This window comes from Arthrobacter sp. SAFR-044 (assembly GCF_059414985.1).
This window is the reverse complement of the sequence record NZ_JBPFDN010000008.1, coordinates 1-17679: the sequence shown is the minus strand read 5'-3', so window position 1 is coordinate 17679 and position 17679 is coordinate 1. Positions and strand designations below refer to the sequence as shown.

Sequence of the window (17679 nt, the reverse complement as noted above, 5' to 3'; positions counted from 1 at the left end):
GCTACCTCAGCCCAACGTCCGGGTCAACGCCGCCCAGCAGTCAGCAGCCCCTCGCGGGCGGCGTCTTCCTTGTCCACGTCCTCCAGGGCTATGCCCTTGGTTTCCTTCAGGCTTAGCACGGCCACGGTGGTGATGGCACAGGCCACTACGAGGTAAATGGCGGTGGGCACCCACGAGCCGGTGTCGTTCAGCCACTGGGTGGCCAGCAGCGGTGCCAGGGATCCGGCGAAGATGGACGTGACCTGCGAGCCCAGGGATGCGCCGGAGTACCGCATGCGGGTGGGGAACATCTCGGCCATGATGGCAGGCTGCCCCGCGTACATGAGGCCGTGCAGGCACAGGCCGATGGTCACGGCCAGGACGATGACGACGGCGTTCCGGGTATCGAACATTGGGAAGGCAAAGAACGGCCAGGTGGCGCCCAGGATGGCGCCTGCCAGGTAGACGGGCTTGCGGCCGATCCGGTCAGCGAGGCGGCCATACTGCGGAATGATGGCGAAGTGGATGACGTGTGCGATCAGCAGTGCCAGCAGGAGCGATGAGGTGTCGTACTTGTGCACGCTCTTGAGGTAGACAATCGCGAAGCTGACCACCAGGTAGTACATGATGTTTTCCGCGAACCGCAGCCCCATGGCCTGGAAGATGCCCTTGGGGTACTTGCGGAGGACCTCGAAGACGCCGTAGCTGACGGCCTGTTCCTTCTCCACCAGTTCCTTGGCTTCGAGGAAGATGGGCGACTCGCTGACGTTGGTGCGGATGTAGTAGCCCACGAAGACGATCACGGCGGAGAGCCAGAAGGCTACGCGCCAGCCCCAGCCGAGGAATGCCTCGCTGGTGAGGGTGGTGGACATGATGTACAGCACCAGGGTGGCCAGGAGGTTCCCCACGGGGACGGCGGCCTGCGGCCAGCTTGACCAGAAGGCGCGGGTCTTGTCCGGGCTGTGTTCGGCCACGAGGAGCACGGCACCGCCCCATTCGCCGCCGAGCGCGAAGCCCTGGATGAAGCGCAGCGCCACCAGCAGTGCAGGTGCCAGGTATCCGATGTCGGCGAAGCCGGGGAGGCAGCCCATCAGGAACGTCGAGACGCCGATGATCACGATGGTGAGCTGCAGCGTGGGCTTGCGGCCCAGTTTGTCGCCGATCTGGCCGAATACGATGCCGCCCAGCGGGCGGGCGATGAAGCCCACGGCATAGGTCAGGAAGGCCTGGATGATCCCGTCCAGGTCATTGCCTGTGGCGGGGAAGAAGTACTTGCCGAAAACCAGCGTGGCCGCGGTGGCGTACAGGAAGAACTCGTACCATTCCACTACCGTGCCCACCATGGAGGCGGCAACAATCTTCTTCAGTCCCGATCCCTTTGGTGCATGCCCGGCGTCGTTTGCCTGGCCTTGCGCAATGCTCATGGTTCTCCTCAGTGTCCACATTGACACGTGCTGTGATCTCCAGCACAAGTGACTCAGCTGAGTATTCCTGCACAAGCCAGGCAGTTCAATGGCCAAAGTGGCAGTCAACCTGTGCACAATTGCAGATATGAATGCGAACCCCGATGACCTGCTGGTGCTCCTCGCGGTGTCCCGCTCCGCAAGGTTTACGACGGCGGCCCAGGCTTTGGGCTTGAACCACACCACCGTCTCGCGCAGGATCGCCGCACTTGAGAAGTCGCTCGGCGGCCGGGTCCTGTCCCGGGCCGCGGGCGGCTGGGAACTCACGGAGCTGGGCGAACGGGCCGTGCGGGCGGCGGAACAGGTGGAGGCGGTGCTGGGCACGCTGGGACCAGCAGGCCAGGCACCCGACCCGGTCGCCGGCGTCGTACGCATGACCGCCACGGACGGCTTCAGCGCCTACATTGCCGCTCCGGCCGTGGCGCGGCTGCGCCGGGACCATCCCGGCCTCAGCGTCGAGGTGGTGACCATGACCCGCCGGGCCCTGCAGCAGCGGTCCGGGCTGGATATCGAGGTGGTGGTGGGTGAACCGCAGGTGCACCGCGCGGAAGCCATCCGGCTGGGCGACTACCGCCTCGGCATGTATGCGTCCCGCGCCTACCTTGCGGAGCACGGGACACCGGCCACCGTGGCGGAGCTCAACGGGCACCCGCTGGTCTACTTCGTGGACTCGATGCTGCAGGTGGACGACCTTGACGCGCCGCGGCGGCTGGTTCCTGCCATGAAGGACGGCCTGACCTCCACCAACGTGTTCGTCCATGTCGAGGCCACCCGGGCCGGCGCGGGCGTCGGGTTCCTGCCGTGCTTCATGGCCGACCTCCACGATGACCTGGTCCGCCTGCTGCCCGGCAAGATCGGCGAGTTGCTCCCCTACTGGATGGTCCTGCGCCCGGACTCGCTGCGCCGTCCCGCCGTGGCCGCCGTCGTGCAGGCCATCCGGGAACGCATGGCCGAGCACCGGGACGCTCTTCTGGGCCGTGGTTAATCCTCATCGATTGCTGAGTAGGTGTCGTTTAGGAGGCTGAAAACGACAATTACCCAGCAATCGATGGGGTGGGAGCGGGGTCGTGGCGGACCGGGGTTCCGGCGGCGAAGGCCCGTACCTGGGCGTCATCCCACAGGTGCGCGGGGACCGCACCGCCCAGGAGGCGGCGGCGCAGCTGCGGGTCGTCACCGAAGGGCACGTCGCTGCCGGCCATCACCATGTTCCCGTACCGCCGGCCCTTCAGCATGGCGGGATCGGCAATAATCACGGTGTGCTTGAAGGCAGCCGCGATGGTGGCGGCGTCCTCGCGGGCGTTCTTCAGGTCCGGTGCGTCCCCGGAATTGGCAACGTACAGGCCGCCGGGTGCCAGCACCCGCTTCACGTGCTGGTTGAATTCGTTGGTGGTCAGCGGCCGGGGAGTGAACGCGCCCGCAAAGACGTCGCGGATGATGAAGTCCCGGGTCTGGGCGGTGAGGGTTTCCGTCACTGCGCGGGCCTCCCCCACACGGATCCGCAGCAGGGGCGCCTTGGGGAGGTCGAACCAGCCGCGCACGTACTCGGCGAGTTTCCCGTCCAGCTCCACCACCACCTGCCGGGCGTCAGGGTAGGCGGCGGAGAAGTAGCGGGCCAGGGAGCAGGCGCCGCCGCCCAGATGCAGCCCGCGCAGCTTTGCCGAAGAAGCGTCCGACGGCGGCCAGCGGGACTCAATGAGCGCCGCCATCCACCGCATGTATTCGAAGTCCAGGAACAGCGGGTCGGCAAGGTCGATGTGCGAGCTCATGACGCCGTTGATCTTCAGGAGCCAGCCGGTGGAGTTGTCCTGGTCCGCCACCAGTTCACAGTCGCCGGTGTCGATGTAGTAGACGCCCTCCACCGGACCGTTCACCGCGGCCCCCTTGGGCACCTCGACCACACCGGCTGCCGGGCGGCCGGCCCTGCCTCCTGACTTTCCGCGTTTGCCCATTACCCGTGCCCCGCTACAGTCATGCCTCAACCCTATGTGACAGGCCCTGCTTGACGGGCCCTAGTTGGCGGGGCTGGCTGCGCCCTGGCCGTCCCGGATCCGGTTCACCACGGCAGTGGTTGACCTTTCCGCCACGTAGTCCAGGATGGCCACGCGGCCACCGTATTCCTCCACCGCTGGGGTCTCCGCCAGCATTTCGGGGGTGTAGTCCCCGCCCTTGGCGTACACCTCGGGCCGGAGCCGGCGGATCAGCGGAGCTGCCGTGGGGGTGTCGAACACCGTCACGTAGTCCACGCAGCTCAGCGCTGCCACCACCGCTGCCCGGTCTGCCATGTTGTTGATGGGCCGGCCCGCACCCTTGAGCCGGCGTACGGACTCGTCACTGTTCAGCGCCACCACAAGGATGTCACCCAACTGCTTGGCCTGGTTGAGGTACCGGGTGTGGCCGCTGTGCAGGACGTCGAAGCAGCCGTTGGTCAGCACAATGCGCTGGCCCTGGGCGCGGTGCAGCTCCATCTGCCGCTCCAGTTCGTCCTCATTCAGGGCAGTATCGGCAAAGGCTTCCAGGTACCGGCTGAGCTGGGCGGTGCTGCACACCGACGTTCCGGGCTGGTGCACCACCACGTCGGCGGCAGACTGGGCCAGGTCCAGGCTGGCGGTCAGTGGCAGGCCGGCGGCGCGGGCCAGCGTCAGGGCCGCGACAAACGTATCGCCTGCCCCGGACGCCTGTTTCTCCGCGGCCGGCCGTGCCCACGTCCGGTGCCGCACGCCGTCGGGCGTCAGCAGGACGGTTCCGTCCCGGTCCAGGGTGACCACCACGGCCCGGGAGCCGGTGCCCTGGAGCAGGGCCTCCGCCTCCGCGGCAACGGCTTCCACCCGTTCCTGGCCTTCCGGCAGCTTCCGGTCGAGCAGCCGCGCGGTTTCCTGCGCATTCGGGGTCACCAGGTCGGGCTGCAGCGCTGCCCATGCCCGGGGGTCGTGGGCATCAACCACCACCAGTGGCCGGTCTTCTCCGCCCGCCCCACTCCCGAGGACGCCGGCCAGCGCTGTCCGGACGGGGTCGGCCACCACCCCGGTCCCGTAGTCGCAGACCAGGACAGCGTCCCGGCGGTCGACGGCGGCGCGCACCGAGGCGGCGAGCGCGGCCAGGGCGTCGGCCGGGACAGCCTTGGCCGAGTCGTCGAGGCGCAGCATTACTTGGCCGCCGCTGCTGATGCGGATCTTGGTGGTGGTGACCATGTCCGGATGTGAGTGCAGGTGCTGGACATCGATGCCGGCCGCGGCAAGTTGCCCGCGCAGGTCCTCCCCGGCGTCGTCGGTGCCGATGATCCCGGCCACCGCCACTTTCGCGCCCAGGGCCGCCAGGTTCATGGCAGTGTTGGCCGCCCCGCCGGGGACCGATTCGCGGGACTGGATATCCACTACGGGCGCGGGGGCTTCGCGGCAGAGCCGTTCGATGCTCCCGCTCCACCAGCCGTCGAGCATGACGTCGCCGATCACCAGGATGGACGGCTGTTCCGCCGCCAGCCTGCCGGGCAGCCAGTCGGACAGTGCCCGTTGGGTGGAGAGGTCGATGGAGTCCGGGGACGTGCTCATGACTGGTCCTGGTCATCGGGGCTGGCTTCCGGGGCCGCCGGTGCCGGCGCAGCTTCAATGTGCACCACCTTGACCTGGGTGAATTCGTCCAGCAGCTCGGGTCCGTAGCCGAACCCGGCGCCGCTCCCGCCTCGGGGCTGGGCTGCCCCGCCGGGGGCGCCGCCAAAGACCGCGTTGACCTTCACGGTTCCCACCGGCAGCACGGCCACTGCCTGCTGGACGTGGGCGATGTTGCTGCTCAGGACGGTGGCAGCCAGCCCGTACTTGCCGCTGCACGCAAGGCGCAGGCCGTCGTCGAACGTGTCCACCACCTGGACCGGGGCCACGGGGCCGAACGTTTCCTCTGTCATCACCTGCATCTCCTCCGTGCAGCCCAGCAGGACGGTGGCGGGGTAGAACGAGCCGGGCCCGTCGGGCAGGGCACCGCCCTCGACGGCGAGCGCGCCCTGGTCCAGGGCATCGGCGACGTGCCCGTGAACGGCGTCGCGCATTCGGAGGTCCACCAGCGGGGCCACGGATCCGTTGCTGTTCCGCAGCGCGGCCTCGGCCTCCAGCGCGCTGCAGAACGCCTCGGCGATGTCCTTGTGGACGTAGATGCGTTCCACGGCGGTGCAGATCTGGCCGCTGTTGCTGAAGGCGCCGATCGCGGCCTGCTCCGCTGCCCATGCCGGGTCAACATCGCGGTCCACCAGCAGGGGATCATTGCCGCCGTTTTCCCTGATGACATGCGCGCCGGTAAGGGCCCCCGCCTGTGCGATCCGGGCACCTGAGGCACTGGAACCCACGTGGGCGATGACGTCCACCTCCGCCTGCGACAGGGCTGCCCCCACGTCCGCGCCGCCGGAGATGGTCAGGAAAACGCCTGCGGGGAATGCCGGTGCCAGGACTTCACCCAGCGCCTCGCCCAGCCGTGGGCAGCGCTCGCTGGGTTTGTGGATGACCGTGTTGCCAGTGACCAGTGCCGCACCGATCAGGCCGCAGGCTACTGCCGCCGGATCATTCCAGGGGGTCAGCAGGACGGCCACGCCGCGTGGTTCGGCGATGGTGTAGTCGGAGGCGAGCCGGCTGCCGCGGAGGCTGTGGCCGCGATGGACCGGCCCCAGCTCGGCATATTGCTCCAGGGTGGCCACGGCGGCGGCGATGCCGGCCAGCGCCTCGTCTTCCGGCCGCCCGGTTTCACTGGCGTTCAGCCCGGCGAGCTCCCCGGCAGCAGCATCGAGCGCCTTGGCGGCGGCGCGGAGTGCGGCGCCCCGTTCGGCAGGAGCTGTTGCCGCCCAGCCGGGTGCAGCCTTGCGGGCCACCTCCACGGCATCCTTCACTGCCTGGGGTCCCGCCTGGGGCACCGTCCAGAGCACTTCACCGGTTCGCGGGTCCCGGATGGTGATGCCGTCCTGGGCTGTTTCGATGCCTGCGGTTGTTTCGATAGCTGTGGTGGGCATGGTGTTCCTCCCGCCTTTCAGTGCTGGTATGTCGGTGCTGGTGGTCCTGCTGTTTTTGCCATCACTGTGTGGTGGCCGTCCGGTTTAGGGCCAGGAGCCCTCTTCCTCGTGGCAGATCAGCATTTCCCTGACCTCGCAGCCGGTGGGCTGGTTCAAGGCGAACAGGATGGCCTGCGCGGTGTTGGCGGGATCGTTGAGCCGGGAATCGTCCTGCGGCTTGTACTGTTCTGTCCGGTCATCGAAGAAGCGGGTCTTCATGCCGCCCGGGATCATGGTGGTCACGCCGATTTCCCCGCCGGTTTCCGCGGCCAGCGCGTGGCTGAACCCCACCACGCCGAATTTGGAGGCGCAGTAGGCGGTGGCATCGGCCACGGCCCGCTTGCCCAGGGTGGACGCCACGGTGACCACGCGGCCGTGGGTTTCCTTGAGGTAGGGCAGGGCTGCGCGCACCACGGAAACAGTGCCCATCAGGTTGACCCCGATGACCTTTTCCCATTCGGTGGCTTCGACGTCGGCGAGCTTCCCGCAGCGGTCGATTCCGGCAGCAGTGACCACCGCGTCCAGGCCGCCCAGGGTTTCTGCGGCTTCCCGGACTGCCTGCTCCACGGCAGCACGGTCCGCGACGTCCACTTCGAAGGCCTTTACCCCGGAGACGGTGCTGATGTCGCGGTCCAGGACCACCGGCGTTCCGCCTGAGCGCAGGACGGCGTCGACGACGGCGGCCCCGAGTCCGGAGGCACCTCCGGTGACCAGGACGCGTCCGGGTGTGGTGGCGGCAGTTGCAGTTGTTTCTGCGGTCATGGTGTTCCTTTCAATGGGAAAACAAGACAAAGAGGGAAGAAGTTCAGCTGACCTTGGCGAGTGCGTCCGCCAGGCCTGTGGTGGAGCGGGCCGGGTGGAAGGGGACGGTAAGGCAGCGGCCGCCCCACCTTTCCACCAGGTCGGCCTCGGGCAGGCGGGCCCCCTTGTAGTCGCCACCCTTGACCCAGATATCGGGGCGGAGCCGGTCCAGCGCGGCTTCGGGAGTGTCCTCGTCGAAGACCATCACTGCGTCCACGCATTCCATGGCCAGGAGCAGTTCCGCCCTGTCATGCTGGCCGATAATGGGACGCTGCGGGCCTTTGAGCCGCCGCACCGAATCATCCGAGTTCAGGCACACGATAAGGCAGTCGCCAAGTTCCCTGGCTGCTGCGAGTGACCTGATATGGCCGGCGTGGATGAGGTCGAAGCAGCCTCCGGTCGCCACCACCTTCCCGCCGCTTTCGCGCACGGAGCGGGCCAGCAACAGTGGTTCGGTGGTGCGGCGTCCCCTTACGGGCGCCGCCCCGGGGTTGTCCGTGGCCGCATCCTGGCCCTGGGTATCAGGCAGCGCCGCAACACCTCCGGCGGCCAGGAAGTCGGCGGCATCGTGCACTGCCAGGGCGGCAGCTTCCGGAAGGTCCCTGCCGGCCAGGAGGTGCACGGCCAGGCTGGCGGCCAGGCGGTCACCGGCCCCGCAGGGGTCGCCGACTTCCACCCTTGGCGCGGGAACGGCACGGGAAGTGGCTTCGCCCTCCTGCAGCAGGACAGCCCCGTCCTCGCCCCTGGTCACCAGGACGGCACGGCTCCGCCAACGCTCCAGCAGGACCTGCGCAACACCCTCCACCGAGGTGGGGACAGTGCCCTGGCCGGCCTGGACGGCCTTGGTTGCTTCGGAGATGTTTGGCGTCACCACGGCAACTCCCGGCACCGGCTCCGGGCCTGAGGGGTGCGGGTCCCACACGATGGGCACGTCAGCCGCCAGCCGGCCCAGCAGCCCGCGCAGCTGTGGATTGGCTGCCAGTCCCCTGCCATAGTCGGCCACGATTACCACACCGGCTTTTTCCACCGCGCGCAGCATTGCCGGGCTGACGTCCGGGACCGGGGTTCTTTCGCAGCCCTGGTCAAAGCGGACCACCGGATGGGCGCCCGCCCGGACCCGGGTCTTGACCGGTGAGGGGTAGCCGCTGGTCCCCGCCACGAGCTGCACTCCGGCGAGGTGCGTGCGCAGCTGGCTGCCGGCGTCGTCATCCCCCAGCACTGTCACCAGGGTGACGGGCCAGCCGTCCTGGGCCAGCATGCGCGCCACGAGGCCCGCCCCGCCGGCCCGGCGCCGGACACCTGAAATGTCCACCACGGGGACGGGGGCGTCCGGGCTGAGCCGGGTGGCTTCACCGGAGAGGTCGACGTCGAGCATCACGTCGCCCACGACGACGATCCTCATGGCCGGCCCCCTTTCGCCACTCCGGGGAGGAAGGATGGCGTGTGCCGGGCAACTTCGAGGTCAAAGGCGCGGCAGATGGCGTGCAGGGCGATCAGGTGCCCTTCCTGGGCATTGGCGTTCAGGGCGTCGATCATGACCGCCTCATCGCAGGCATCCGCCAGCGGATTGGGGCCGGCGCCGGTCAGCGCCCAGGTGGTCACATTGAGCCGGGCGGCCACGTCCGCGGCCCGCAGCAGGTTGGGGCTCTTGCCGCTGGTGGACAGCAGTATCAGCACGTCACCGGAGCGGCCGTGGGCGCGCACCTGCCGGGCAAAGACGTCATCGAAGCCGTAGTCGTTGGCGATGGCTGTCATGGCTGACGATTCGGCGTGCAGGGAGATGGCGGAGAACGGGACCCGCTCGCTGTCGAAGCGGCCCACCAGTTCCGCAGTCAGGTGCTGCGCCTCCGCGGCCGACCCGCCGTTGCCTGCAGCCAGGAGCCGCTGGCCGCGCAGCAGCCGCTGTGCCAGCTCCACACCCCAGGCCGCGAGCCGGCCGGACTGGCTGCGCAGTGATTCCAATGCCGGAACCACGTTGTCCAGGTGCATCCGGACGGCGTCGGCGCTGGCGGGATCAACGAACGTGGCGCCTGGAAGCACTGCAGGCAAAGCCGGGGGTACGGTCAGGGCGCGCAGGTCTGCTTCGCGCAGGTTTGATTCACGCAGGGACGATTCGGCAGTCACAGTGCGGCTCCTTCCATCGGTACGATTCCGGCCGGAGCGCTGGCCGGCGCCCCGGCCACAGCGAGCTGGTAGGCCTTTTCCGTTTCCGCGGCAACCCGGTCCCAGGAGTAACGGGTGCGGGCGCGAAGCTCTCCGGCCTGGCCCAGCTTTGCCCTGAGGGCGGGGTTCTCCAACAGAAGCGACAGGGCCGAGGCGATGGCTTCCGGGTCCCGGGGTGGCACGTGCAGGCCGGTGGCGTGGTCCACCACGGTGTCCCGCAGTCCGCCCACTGCCGCAGCGACCACGGGAACGCCGCAGGCCATGGCTTCGAGCGGGACGATGCCAAAGGGCTCGTACCAGGGGGCGCACACCACGGCGTCGGCGCTGCGGAAGATGCCTGGCATCTCGGCCCGGGACACCTGTCCCTGCAGCGTCACCTGTGGGGACACGCCAAGTTCGGCGGCAAGGTCCAGCAGGCGGCGGATTTCCGGGTCGGCGTGCATCACGTTCGAGTCGCCCCCGCCGCCCACGATCAGGAGTTCGACGTCGTCGAATCCCGCCGCTTTGAGGTACGGAAGTGAGCGGATCACCAGGTCAACGCCCTTGCGCGGCACCAGCCGCCCCACCGACAGGATGCGGTAGCGGCGCTTCCTTGCGGCCACCGGCCCCTCCGGCGAAAAGAAGTTAAGGTCCACGCCGCAGGGCGCTATTGAGATCTTCCCGGTGGCGATGCCCATGGCTTTGAGTTCGAAGACCTCGTCCGAGCACGTGGCGATGATCCGGTCCGCAGAGCGTCCCACCCCGGGTTCCAGCCAGCGGCGTTCCTCCGGGCTCGTGTCTTCGGCACCTTGGTGCCTCCGCTTGACGGTGCCCAAAGCGTGGAACGTCTGCAGCATGGGTACCCGGTATCCCGTATCCGGACGCCGTGCGGCGTCCAATGCAGCCAGCCCTGACATCCAGAAGTGGCCGTGGACCACATCCGGCGGCCGCTGTCCCCAATCGTTGGCCACCCCGTCCGCGAGTTCCCCCATATAGGGCAGCAGCTCGTCCTTGGGGACGTGCCGGGCCGGGCCGGCGTCCACGTGGACCACCTCCAGGCGGCGTCCCACCCGGACCCGTTCGGGGAGCTCCGTTGCGTCCCTGCGGGTATAGACGGTGACGTTGTGGCCCCGCTTGGCCAGTGCCTCGGACAGCGCGGCAACGTGAACATTCTGGCCGCCGGCATCCACCCCGCCCAGTGCCGCGAGCGGACTGGCGTGTTCGGAAATCATTGCGATCTTCATGGGGTCTTCCTCTCCCGCGCCGGAACGAGGATCCGCTCGTCCGGACGTTCGTTGGCGGACTGCCGGGGCCGGATCCGCAGGTCGGCAAGGAGCCCATCCCAGTGGTCCTGGAACTTACCCAGGCCGTAACGCTCCAGCGCCGCCTCCCGGGCGGCGAGTCCCCGCCGTCGGGCTTCCTCCGGATGGGCGACCAGCCGCTCCGCGCACCGACGCAGTTCGTCGATATCTGCCGAAACAACGCCGGCTTCCTGGGGCACTGCCCTTGGGGCCTCCGTGGCTGCGAGCACCACCACCGGCATCCCCAGGTGCATGGCCTCCAGGAGGGACAGCCCCAGCGAGGTCCACCGCATGGGGTGGACGTAGACACGGCAACGTGCGAGCTCCCGGTGCAGCTCGCGGGTTTTCAGGTCGCCGCGTGAGGCCAGCCTTGAGGGGTCGATTCCGGTCGCTGCGGCCAGCCCGTCGGTCTTCATGCCGAACACCTGCAGCGGCGCAACGGAGGCGAAGGCAGGCAGGAGGTCCGTCCCTGTGACGCGGCCACGCCGCACGGGCTCATTGACCACGACGCCCAGTTCGGGCAGCTCTCCCGTGTAAAGCTGTCCCGGGTCCGGGATGCCGTGCTCTATTACCGTGGCGGGGGCAGAGCCGTTGTCCCAGGCAAGCCGGTTGAAATGGGTGACGTGGACAATGGGGATGCTGTTCTGGTCCGCCAGCGGGTGGCTGATGTTCGGGAAATTGCCTTTGGGCGTGTTGTGCTCCACGAACACGGCCGGCAGGTCGACGCCGGGCATCCGGCCCAAGGTCCGTGCCACTTCGTCGATCTCTTCAGGCCGTTGAAGGACGACGGCGTCCACGGCGTCAGCGTCGAGCGTCGCCAGGTCCACCTCCCGCGCTGATTCCGGCCAGTCCCTGTCGGCGCGGCCCAATCCCCAGGGGCCGCCCTCGGGCAGGATGGGAAGAAGGTACTCATGACGGCCGCGGACAAACGCGTCCGTCCAGGAACCGTGGACATGCCAGAGCAGGATTCTCATCTGTTGCGGGCCTTTCTACGGGTGCTGACGTGGGTGCTGAAGGAGCTCACTCCGCTGATCAGGCGGTCCACCGCCGCCACGACCTCCTCGGGTGAGACCGAGTCAAGGCAGGGGTGGCCGGGAACCGGGCAGTCCCGGGCGCGGGACATGCGGCAGGGAGCATTCTGGTCCCCGAGGAGTTCCAGGGGCACGCCGTAGGGTGCCCAGCGGATCGCCGGGACGACCGGGGAGAACAGGCACGCTACGGGTGTTCCCACCGCGGCCGCCAAGTGCGCCGGGCCGGTGTTGCCACTGACCACGGCGTCGGCGCCGGCCATGACGCCCGCCATGGTGGCAAGGTCGGTTCGGCCGCCGAGGTCGAGGGCGGATGGCCCCGCCACCGTCGCCGTCAGCGATGTCTCGCCGGGACCGCCGGTCACCACTACCCGGTACCCGGCACCCTGGAGGAGTTCGACGGCGGCCGCATGGTGCAGCGGCGGCCACGCCCTGGCGGGGACGGCCGCTCCGGGGTGGACCACGACATAGGGCTCCGTACCCACGAGCCCTGCCACTTCGGCCACGGAGTGGACGCGCAGCTTTCCGTCATCGCCCGGGGGGAGCCGGAAGCCTGCGGCCTCGGCGATGCCCAGCGCCCGTTCCGCTTCGGGCTGGTCTTCGGGAAAGTCCTCCCCCGGTTTCAGGCGCACGTCAAGCAGCGAGCCCGCGTAATCGGTGGAGGCGCCGGTGATGCGCTCCACGCCCGCCAGGCGCAGCAACAGGGCCAGCGGCAGGGGTGACTGGTGGAAGGAGGTGAGGATAACGGCTTCTGTGATGCGGGAATTACGGACGTATTCGATCAGCCGGTCCGCGTGCGGGCCGGTCATCCGGGGCGCCGGATTCATGATCCAGGGGCTGTCCCAGCTGTAGACTTCGGCGACGCCGGGAAGCATGGCAGCGGCCGCTTCACCCTGCCGGCCGCACAGCATCACCACATGGTTGGTGCCGCCGCCGTGCTGGGCGCGGCCGTTGGCCACCGCGCGGACGGCGGGGCCGGCCAGGAGGACATCGCCCATGCTGTCCAGCCGGGCCACCAGGACGCGCCCCATCAGGGCGTCTCCTGCAGCAGGCCAACGGCGGACGCCAGATCGGAGGCGACCAGCCGCGCCGCGGCCACCTCCTCGGCACGGGTCACGGGCGTGGGGACGAGGACCCCGGTGGCGCCGGCAGCCTCTGCTGCTCCGACGTCGGCACCGATGTCCCCGATGAGGGCCGACTCCGATTCGTGGATCCCCAGTTTGCGGCAGGCGCTGTGCACCATGCCGGGGGCGGGTTTACGGCAGGAGCACCCGTCCTGCTCCGCGTGGGGACAGACCTCCCACACATCGAAGGGACCCAGGAGTTCCTCCACCCGGGCATTGACCTTTTCCACGTCTTCGGACGTAATCAGTCCACGGGCAATACCCGACTGGTTGCTGATCACGCCGGTGGCGATTCCATCCGCCCGCAGACCATCGAGCACCGCTTTGGCGCCGGCCACGGGCCTTACTTTGCCGGGGTCCCCGTTGTACGGCACATCGATCACCAGGGTCCCGTCCCGGTCGAACAGGACAGCCCGGAGCTTGGACATTTCAGAGCTTCCCATATCCAACCTGTTCCCTCCTGCTGCTGATCCTAAACAAGGCTGTGGTCTATTCGGCTGCGTCAGCGGCTTGTTGATACCTCGTTTGAACAGGCAAGATAAGGGTTTATGCGGTGCCGCGCAGCAGGCTGCTACCTTGTCCCGGTGCCGCCATGGCGCCGGTCCATACGGGTGCCGGCAGTGCCCGGGTGGCCGGCCCTCCCTGGCCGGTGGAACGGTGCAACAGGGCCCGCCGGATGGCCTGGCCGCCCAACACGGCCGGGCATTCCGTTGCCGGCATCCTCCGGGCTCCCGAACTGCGCGCTTTCCTCCAGCCTGCGCTGCAGTTCCACCAGCACTTTGGCGAGGCGGCGGGATACCTGCATCTGCGACATGCCCAGGCGCTTCCCCAGCTGCACCTGTGTTTCCTCGCAGAAATAGCGGCGGTACAGGAGCTCGCGGTCCGAGTCGTCCAGGTCCTGCATCGCGTCCCGGAGGCAGGCAAGTTCTTCCAGCCGTTCCAGTGGCGTTTCCGGGCAGGCCAGCACCTCACCGATTGAAGGTGCATCAGAATTGGGGTTCACCGCGTCGAGGGAATCCGGGTGCATGCTGCTGGACGCCGAAATAGCTTCCTGCACCTCCGCCGGGTCACTCCCCAGCTCCCCGGCCAGCTCCGCAACGCTGGGGTTCCGGCCAAGGGACTGGGTCAACTCCGGCTCTGCCCGGAACAGCCGGGTCCTCAGGTCCTGGATATGGCGCGGCGGACGGACAACCCACGTCCGGTCGCGGAGGTATCTCTTGAGTTCGCCGGTAATGGTGGGCGCGGCGTAGGCAGGGAAGCTCTCACCCTTGGCCTGGTCGAAACCACGCGCTGCCTTGACCAGTCCCAGATAGGCAACCTGGTTGAGGTCCGCCCGCTCCCTGCCGCGGGCTTCAAAGCGCGCAGCGAGAGCTTCGGCAAGGTCCAGGTACCTGAGGACCAGGTCGTTTTCGAACGCCTCCCGAAGCCGCCCTGAGGTGGCCGGAGGTGTCTGTTGGGGTGCGGGTACCGACTGTTGATGGTGGACAGGTTCAGCGCCCACTGCTAGTGCGGCAAAGGATTCGGGCATGAGTATGGTTTCCCTCGGTCTGGTTCCGAAAGCCTGCGGCAAGACTTAGAAGTAGGAAATCATAAGCTTGCTTATAAAACAATCCTTCTCCGCTATAAGCTCGGAATGTAAACGGCAACCGGACCAACCCGCAAGGAGTCTTTGTCATGCGCATCGCCATCACCGGAGCCAGCGGAAACGCGGGAACAGCACTACTGCGCAAGCTGCAGGGCCAACTGGAAAGGAAGCCCGGAAGCCTGCAGCTGGTGGGAATCAGCCGCAGGCTTCCCGACGCGTCCCGGGAACCCTACAGCGGCGTGGAATGGCACACCCTGGATGTGGGCCTGGAGCAGGACACGCCCCTGCTGGAAAAGGCGCTCGCGCGGGTTGATGCCGTAGTCCACCTGGCGTGGCAGATCCAGCCGAACCACGATCTGGACCTCCTGCACCGGACCAACGTCACGGGGACCAGGAACGTCCTGGACGCCGCCGCCCGAGCGGAAGTCAAACAAGTTGTATGCGCTTCCTCGGTGGGCGCCTACAGCAAGTCCAGCAAGGACCAGCGCAGGGACGAGTCATGGCCGGCGGGCGGGATGGCCGGCTCGCACTACAGCCGGCACAAAGCCGAGCAGGAAAAGCTCCTGGACGCTTTCGTGGCCGCAAACCCAGGCATCGCCGTGGCCAGACTGCGCCCGGCGCTCATCTTCCAGAAAGATGCGGGAGCTGAAATTGGCAGGTACTTCCTGGGCCGCGTCCTTCCCCGGCTGGTATCACCCCGGCCCTGGCTGCCAATATTGCCGGCGCCGGATAACCTGGTTTTCCAGGCGGTCCACGCGGACGATGTCGCGGAGGCTTACTGGCGGGTGGTGGACCAGCGAGCCAGCGGAGCCTTCAATATCGCCGCCGAGCCGGTCCTGACACCGCAGGAACTGGGGCGCATCCTCGGCGCCAAGAGAATCCTCCCCATCCCCATGCGGCTGCTCCACGCAGTCGTGGACCTGACGTGGCGCGCCCGGGTGCAACCCACCGACTCAGGGTGGGTTGAGATGGCCGCCAGCGCCCCCATCATGGACACCAGCCGCGCGGAACGCATTTTGGCCTGGGAACCGAAAGTGTCATCGATCGATGCTGTCAAGGAACTGCTTGCGGGCATGGGGACGGGGGAAGGGGTCAGCCCTTCCCCCGTACTCAAGCCGCGCCGCCCCTAACGGCAGCCGCTTAGGGGCGGCGCCGCAGCGGGCCGGCGTCCGGCATCTTCAGATGCCAGTGCGTTCTGGTGCCGGCGCGTCCTGATGCCCGGATCTTCAGATGCCCGGGCCTTCAGATGCCGGTGCGCGGATCGCCCTCGCCGCGCTCGTCACGTACGCCATGCCCGGCGGCGTCCCTGGCGTCAGCCTGGCGCCTCCGCCCGGACTCACCCTCCCGGATTCCCGTTTCCGCACCGGCGGGAGGAGCGTCATGGCGACCGTCAAGGCCGTGGCCGGTGTCGGCCTTTACACCGTCGGCGTACCCCGAATCCCCGCCCATGTCTCCGCCCAAGTCCCGGGCAGGACCTGGATTGGCCGGACCTGCATTGGCTGGACCTCGACCATCGTGGCCCGCATCCCCGGGCTGAACTTGCCGCACATCGTGCCCCTCGCGGCGATCCTCCCCGGCGTTGTATCCCTCGCGGCGATCCTCCCGGGCGTCGTGCACTACTCGGCGATTCTGCCGGCCGCCTTCCGCCCCTACGTCGGGATCAAGCTCGTCGGCTTTCCGTGCACGGCTGGCAACATCGCCCCGCAGGGACTGGGCTTCCTGGCTGCGCTTCTCGGCTTCCTGCCGCAGCCGGGCCGCGTCTACCTGCGCCTGCTCCGCGTCGGCACGCGCCCGGATGGCCTTGGCCTCCCGTTCACGCGCATCAATTTCCATGTTCTCGGCTTCGCGCCGGATCTCGGCGGCCTTTTCCCGGTGCTCCTGGTCCCGCTTCTCCTGCATTGCTTTCCGGCGCCTTCCACCGGCCAGGAGCAGCAGCACAATCAGCACCACAACAACAACGGCAACTACCACCCATACCCATGGAGCTGTGTCCACGTTTCCCACCACTTTCCACTTCGTTGTGACCGGGCAGGCCTTCGCCATTCCGGCTGACATTTTTGGAACGGTTATAACTCGCTTAGCAAGGGTACTTACCTTTTATTAGTAATCATGCTTATCATTTTACGGCCAGTATTGCTGGTTCTTGAATCAACAACCGGCCTTCTTGGAAAGAGAGCGAAGATGACAGAGAACCAATGGCCCGAGGATCCCGCTTACACCGCTCCTCCGGCAGGTACAGGAATGCCCGGCGAGCGTGAGCCCGCCACTTTCCCCGCAACCGCCGCTCCGCTGACCGGTGATAGTCAGGCCGGTTACGCCCAAGCCGGTGATACCTCCGGCACGTCCCGCAAGGACGCTGCAAAGGAAGAAGCAGCTGACGTGGCCCGCACGGCCAAGGGGTCGGCGCAGAATGTGGCTGAGACTGCGAAGGATGAGGCCGCGAACGTGGCGCATGAGGCGAAGGCCAATGCGCAGGACTTGCTGCACCAGGCGAAGTCGGGCCTTACCAGCCAGGCAGGCACGCAGCAGCAGAAGGCCGCGGAAGGCATCCGCACCATCTCCAGCCAGCTGCACAGCATGGCCAGCGCCCCTGACCAGCAGGGCATGGCCAGCGACTTGGTCCGGCAGGCGGCGGAGCGCACGTCCTCGATGGCGTCCTGGTTGGAAAACCGCGAGCCCGGTGACCTCCTGAACGAGGTCCAGCGGTTCGCCCGTAACCGTCCCGGAACCTTCCTGCTCCTCGCCGCGGGCGCCGGCGTCCTGGCCGGACGCCTCACCCGCGGCCTCACCGCAGGCGCACCCGAAACGTCCACAACTGCTACCGGCACCGGCGCGTCCGGGCTGTCCGCCCAGTATTCCGGCGCCACCTACGGCGACCAGTACAACCAGTCATACCCCGTTGCGGGTGGGACAGTTCCGCCCCCGCCGGCCCAGCTTCCCGGCCCGGCCACCACAACGGCAGGATACGACGGCGGCGCACCGGGCAGCAGCTACCCTGAAGCAGCGGGTCCCGCCAGTGGCCTGGACAGCCCCCAGCTTGTGGAAGAACCCTGGTCAGGAAACCAGCTCTCGGACGACCCGCTCCGTGACCGCACCCTCGCCGACGACCCCATGGCGAACGACCCGCTTACCCAGGACCGCACCCGGGGCGGCCAGACGGGTGGTCTGTGATGAGCAGCCAGATTCCTGAGCCGCCGCCCAGCGCGGCGCACATGAAAGCAGACAACGCATCA

At 67.9% G+C, this 17679-nt stretch carries 16 protein-coding genes; 3 read left to right on the top strand and 13 right to left on the bottom strand.

The window, feature by feature from the left end; genetic code table 11:
- Window positions 1-23: 23 nt before the first annotated feature.
- Complete coding sequence (locus ACR65J_RS13290) at window positions 24-1403, bottom strand: MFS transporter (RefSeq protein WP_440169664.1); 1380 nt, start codon at window positions 1401-1403, stop codon at window positions 24-26.
- A gap of 127 nt (window positions 1404-1530) precedes the next feature.
- Here ACR65J_RS13290 and ACR65J_RS13285 point away from each other — a divergent pair, with 127 nt between their 5' ends.
- Window positions 1531-2427, top strand: a complete 897-nt coding sequence (locus ACR65J_RS13285) for a LysR family transcriptional regulator (protein ID WP_440169662.1) — start codon at window positions 1531-1533, stop codon at window positions 2425-2427.
- Between the two features lie 49 nt (window positions 2428-2476).
- On the opposite strand, the gene ACR65J_RS13280 is transcribed toward ACR65J_RS13285, so the two are convergent.
- The 11 genes from ACR65J_RS13280 to ACR65J_RS13230 form a co-directional block, all read right to left on the bottom strand.
- The gene (locus ACR65J_RS13280) at window positions 2477-3391 is read right to left on the bottom strand and encodes a spermidine synthase (protein WP_440169660.1); all 915 of its coding nucleotides are present in this window, start codon (window positions 3389-3391) and stop codon (window positions 2477-2479) included.
- A gap of 60 nt (window positions 3392-3451) precedes the next feature.
- A complete protein-coding gene (gene rfaE2, locus ACR65J_RS13275) occupies window positions 3452-4987 on the bottom strand; it encodes a D-glycero-beta-D-manno-heptose 1-phosphate adenylyltransferase (RefSeq protein WP_440169657.1) in 1536 nt (511 codons plus the stop codon).
- A complete protein-coding gene (locus tag ACR65J_RS13270) occupies window positions 4984-6426 on the bottom strand; it encodes an aldehyde dehydrogenase family protein (protein WP_440169653.1) in 1443 nt (480 codons plus the stop codon). Before ACR65J_RS13270 ends, rfaE2 begins: the two co-directional genes overlap by 4 nt.
- 84 nt (window positions 6427-6510) lie before the next feature.
- On the bottom strand, window positions 6511-7227 hold the full coding sequence (locus ACR65J_RS13265) for an SDR family oxidoreductase (protein ID WP_440169651.1): 717 nt from the start codon (window positions 7225-7227) through the stop codon (window positions 6511-6513).
- 43 nt (window positions 7228-7270) lie between these two features.
- Window positions 7271-8668 (bottom strand): PfkB family carbohydrate kinase, encoded by a 1398-nt coding sequence (locus tag ACR65J_RS13260; RefSeq protein ID WP_440169647.1) that lies wholly within the window; start codon window positions 8666-8668, stop codon window positions 7271-7273.
- Window positions 8665-9390, bottom strand: a complete 726-nt coding sequence (locus tag ACR65J_RS13255) for a D-sedoheptulose-7-phosphate isomerase (protein ID WP_440169645.1) — start codon at window positions 9388-9390, stop codon at window positions 8665-8667. Before ACR65J_RS13255 ends, ACR65J_RS13260 begins: the two co-directional genes overlap by 4 nt.
- Complete coding sequence (locus tag ACR65J_RS13250; protein ID WP_440169643.1) at window positions 9387-10652, bottom strand: glycosyltransferase; 1266 nt, start codon at window positions 10650-10652, stop codon at window positions 9387-9389. Before ACR65J_RS13250 ends, ACR65J_RS13255 begins: the two co-directional genes overlap by 4 nt.
- Window positions 10649-11683: a glycosyltransferase gene (locus ACR65J_RS13245; RefSeq protein ID WP_440169641.1), complete on the bottom strand. Its 1035-nt coding sequence runs from the start codon at window positions 11681-11683 to the stop codon at window positions 10649-10651. The genes ACR65J_RS13250 and ACR65J_RS13245 overlap by 4 nt, the downstream gene beginning before the upstream one ends.
- Window positions 11680-12768, bottom strand: coding sequence for a glycosyltransferase family 9 protein (locus ACR65J_RS13240; RefSeq protein ID WP_440169638.1), 1089 nt, complete (start codon window positions 12766-12768; stop codon window positions 11680-11682). Before ACR65J_RS13240 ends, ACR65J_RS13245 begins: the two co-directional genes overlap by 4 nt.
- The gene (locus ACR65J_RS13235; protein ID WP_440169635.1) at window positions 12768-13304 is read right to left on the bottom strand and encodes a D-glycero-alpha-D-manno-heptose-1,7-bisphosphate 7-phosphatase; all 537 of its coding nucleotides are present in this window, start codon (window positions 13302-13304) and stop codon (window positions 12768-12770) included. The genes ACR65J_RS13240 and ACR65J_RS13235 overlap by 1 nt, the downstream gene beginning before the upstream one ends.
- Window positions 13305-13432: 128 nt before the next feature.
- Window positions 13433-14389, bottom strand: a complete 957-nt coding sequence (locus ACR65J_RS13230) for a sigma-70 family RNA polymerase sigma factor (protein WP_440169632.1) — start codon at window positions 14387-14389, stop codon at window positions 13433-13435.
- A gap of 146 nt (window positions 14390-14535) precedes the next feature.
- Between ACR65J_RS13230 and ACR65J_RS13225 the strand changes: the two genes are divergently transcribed.
- Complete coding sequence (locus tag ACR65J_RS13225; RefSeq protein WP_440169630.1) at window positions 14536-15576, top strand: NAD-dependent epimerase/dehydratase family protein; 1041 nt, start codon at window positions 14536-14538, stop codon at window positions 15574-15576.
- A 112-nt stretch (window positions 15577-15688) separates the two neighbouring features.
- On the opposite strand, the gene ccmD is transcribed toward ACR65J_RS13225, so the two are convergent.
- Complete coding sequence (gene ccmD / locus ACR65J_RS13220) at window positions 15689-16501, bottom strand: heme exporter protein CcmD (protein ID WP_440169628.1); 813 nt, start codon at window positions 16499-16501, stop codon at window positions 15689-15691.
- A gap of 126 nt (window positions 16502-16627) precedes the next feature.
- On the opposite strand from ccmD, the gene ACR65J_RS13215 reads away from it, so the two are divergent.
- The gene (locus ACR65J_RS13215) at window positions 16628-17617 is read left to right on the top strand and encodes a hypothetical protein (protein WP_440169625.1); all 990 of its coding nucleotides are present in this window, start codon (window positions 16628-16630) and stop codon (window positions 17615-17617) included.
- The last annotated feature ends 62 nt before the right edge of the window (window positions 17618-17679 follow it).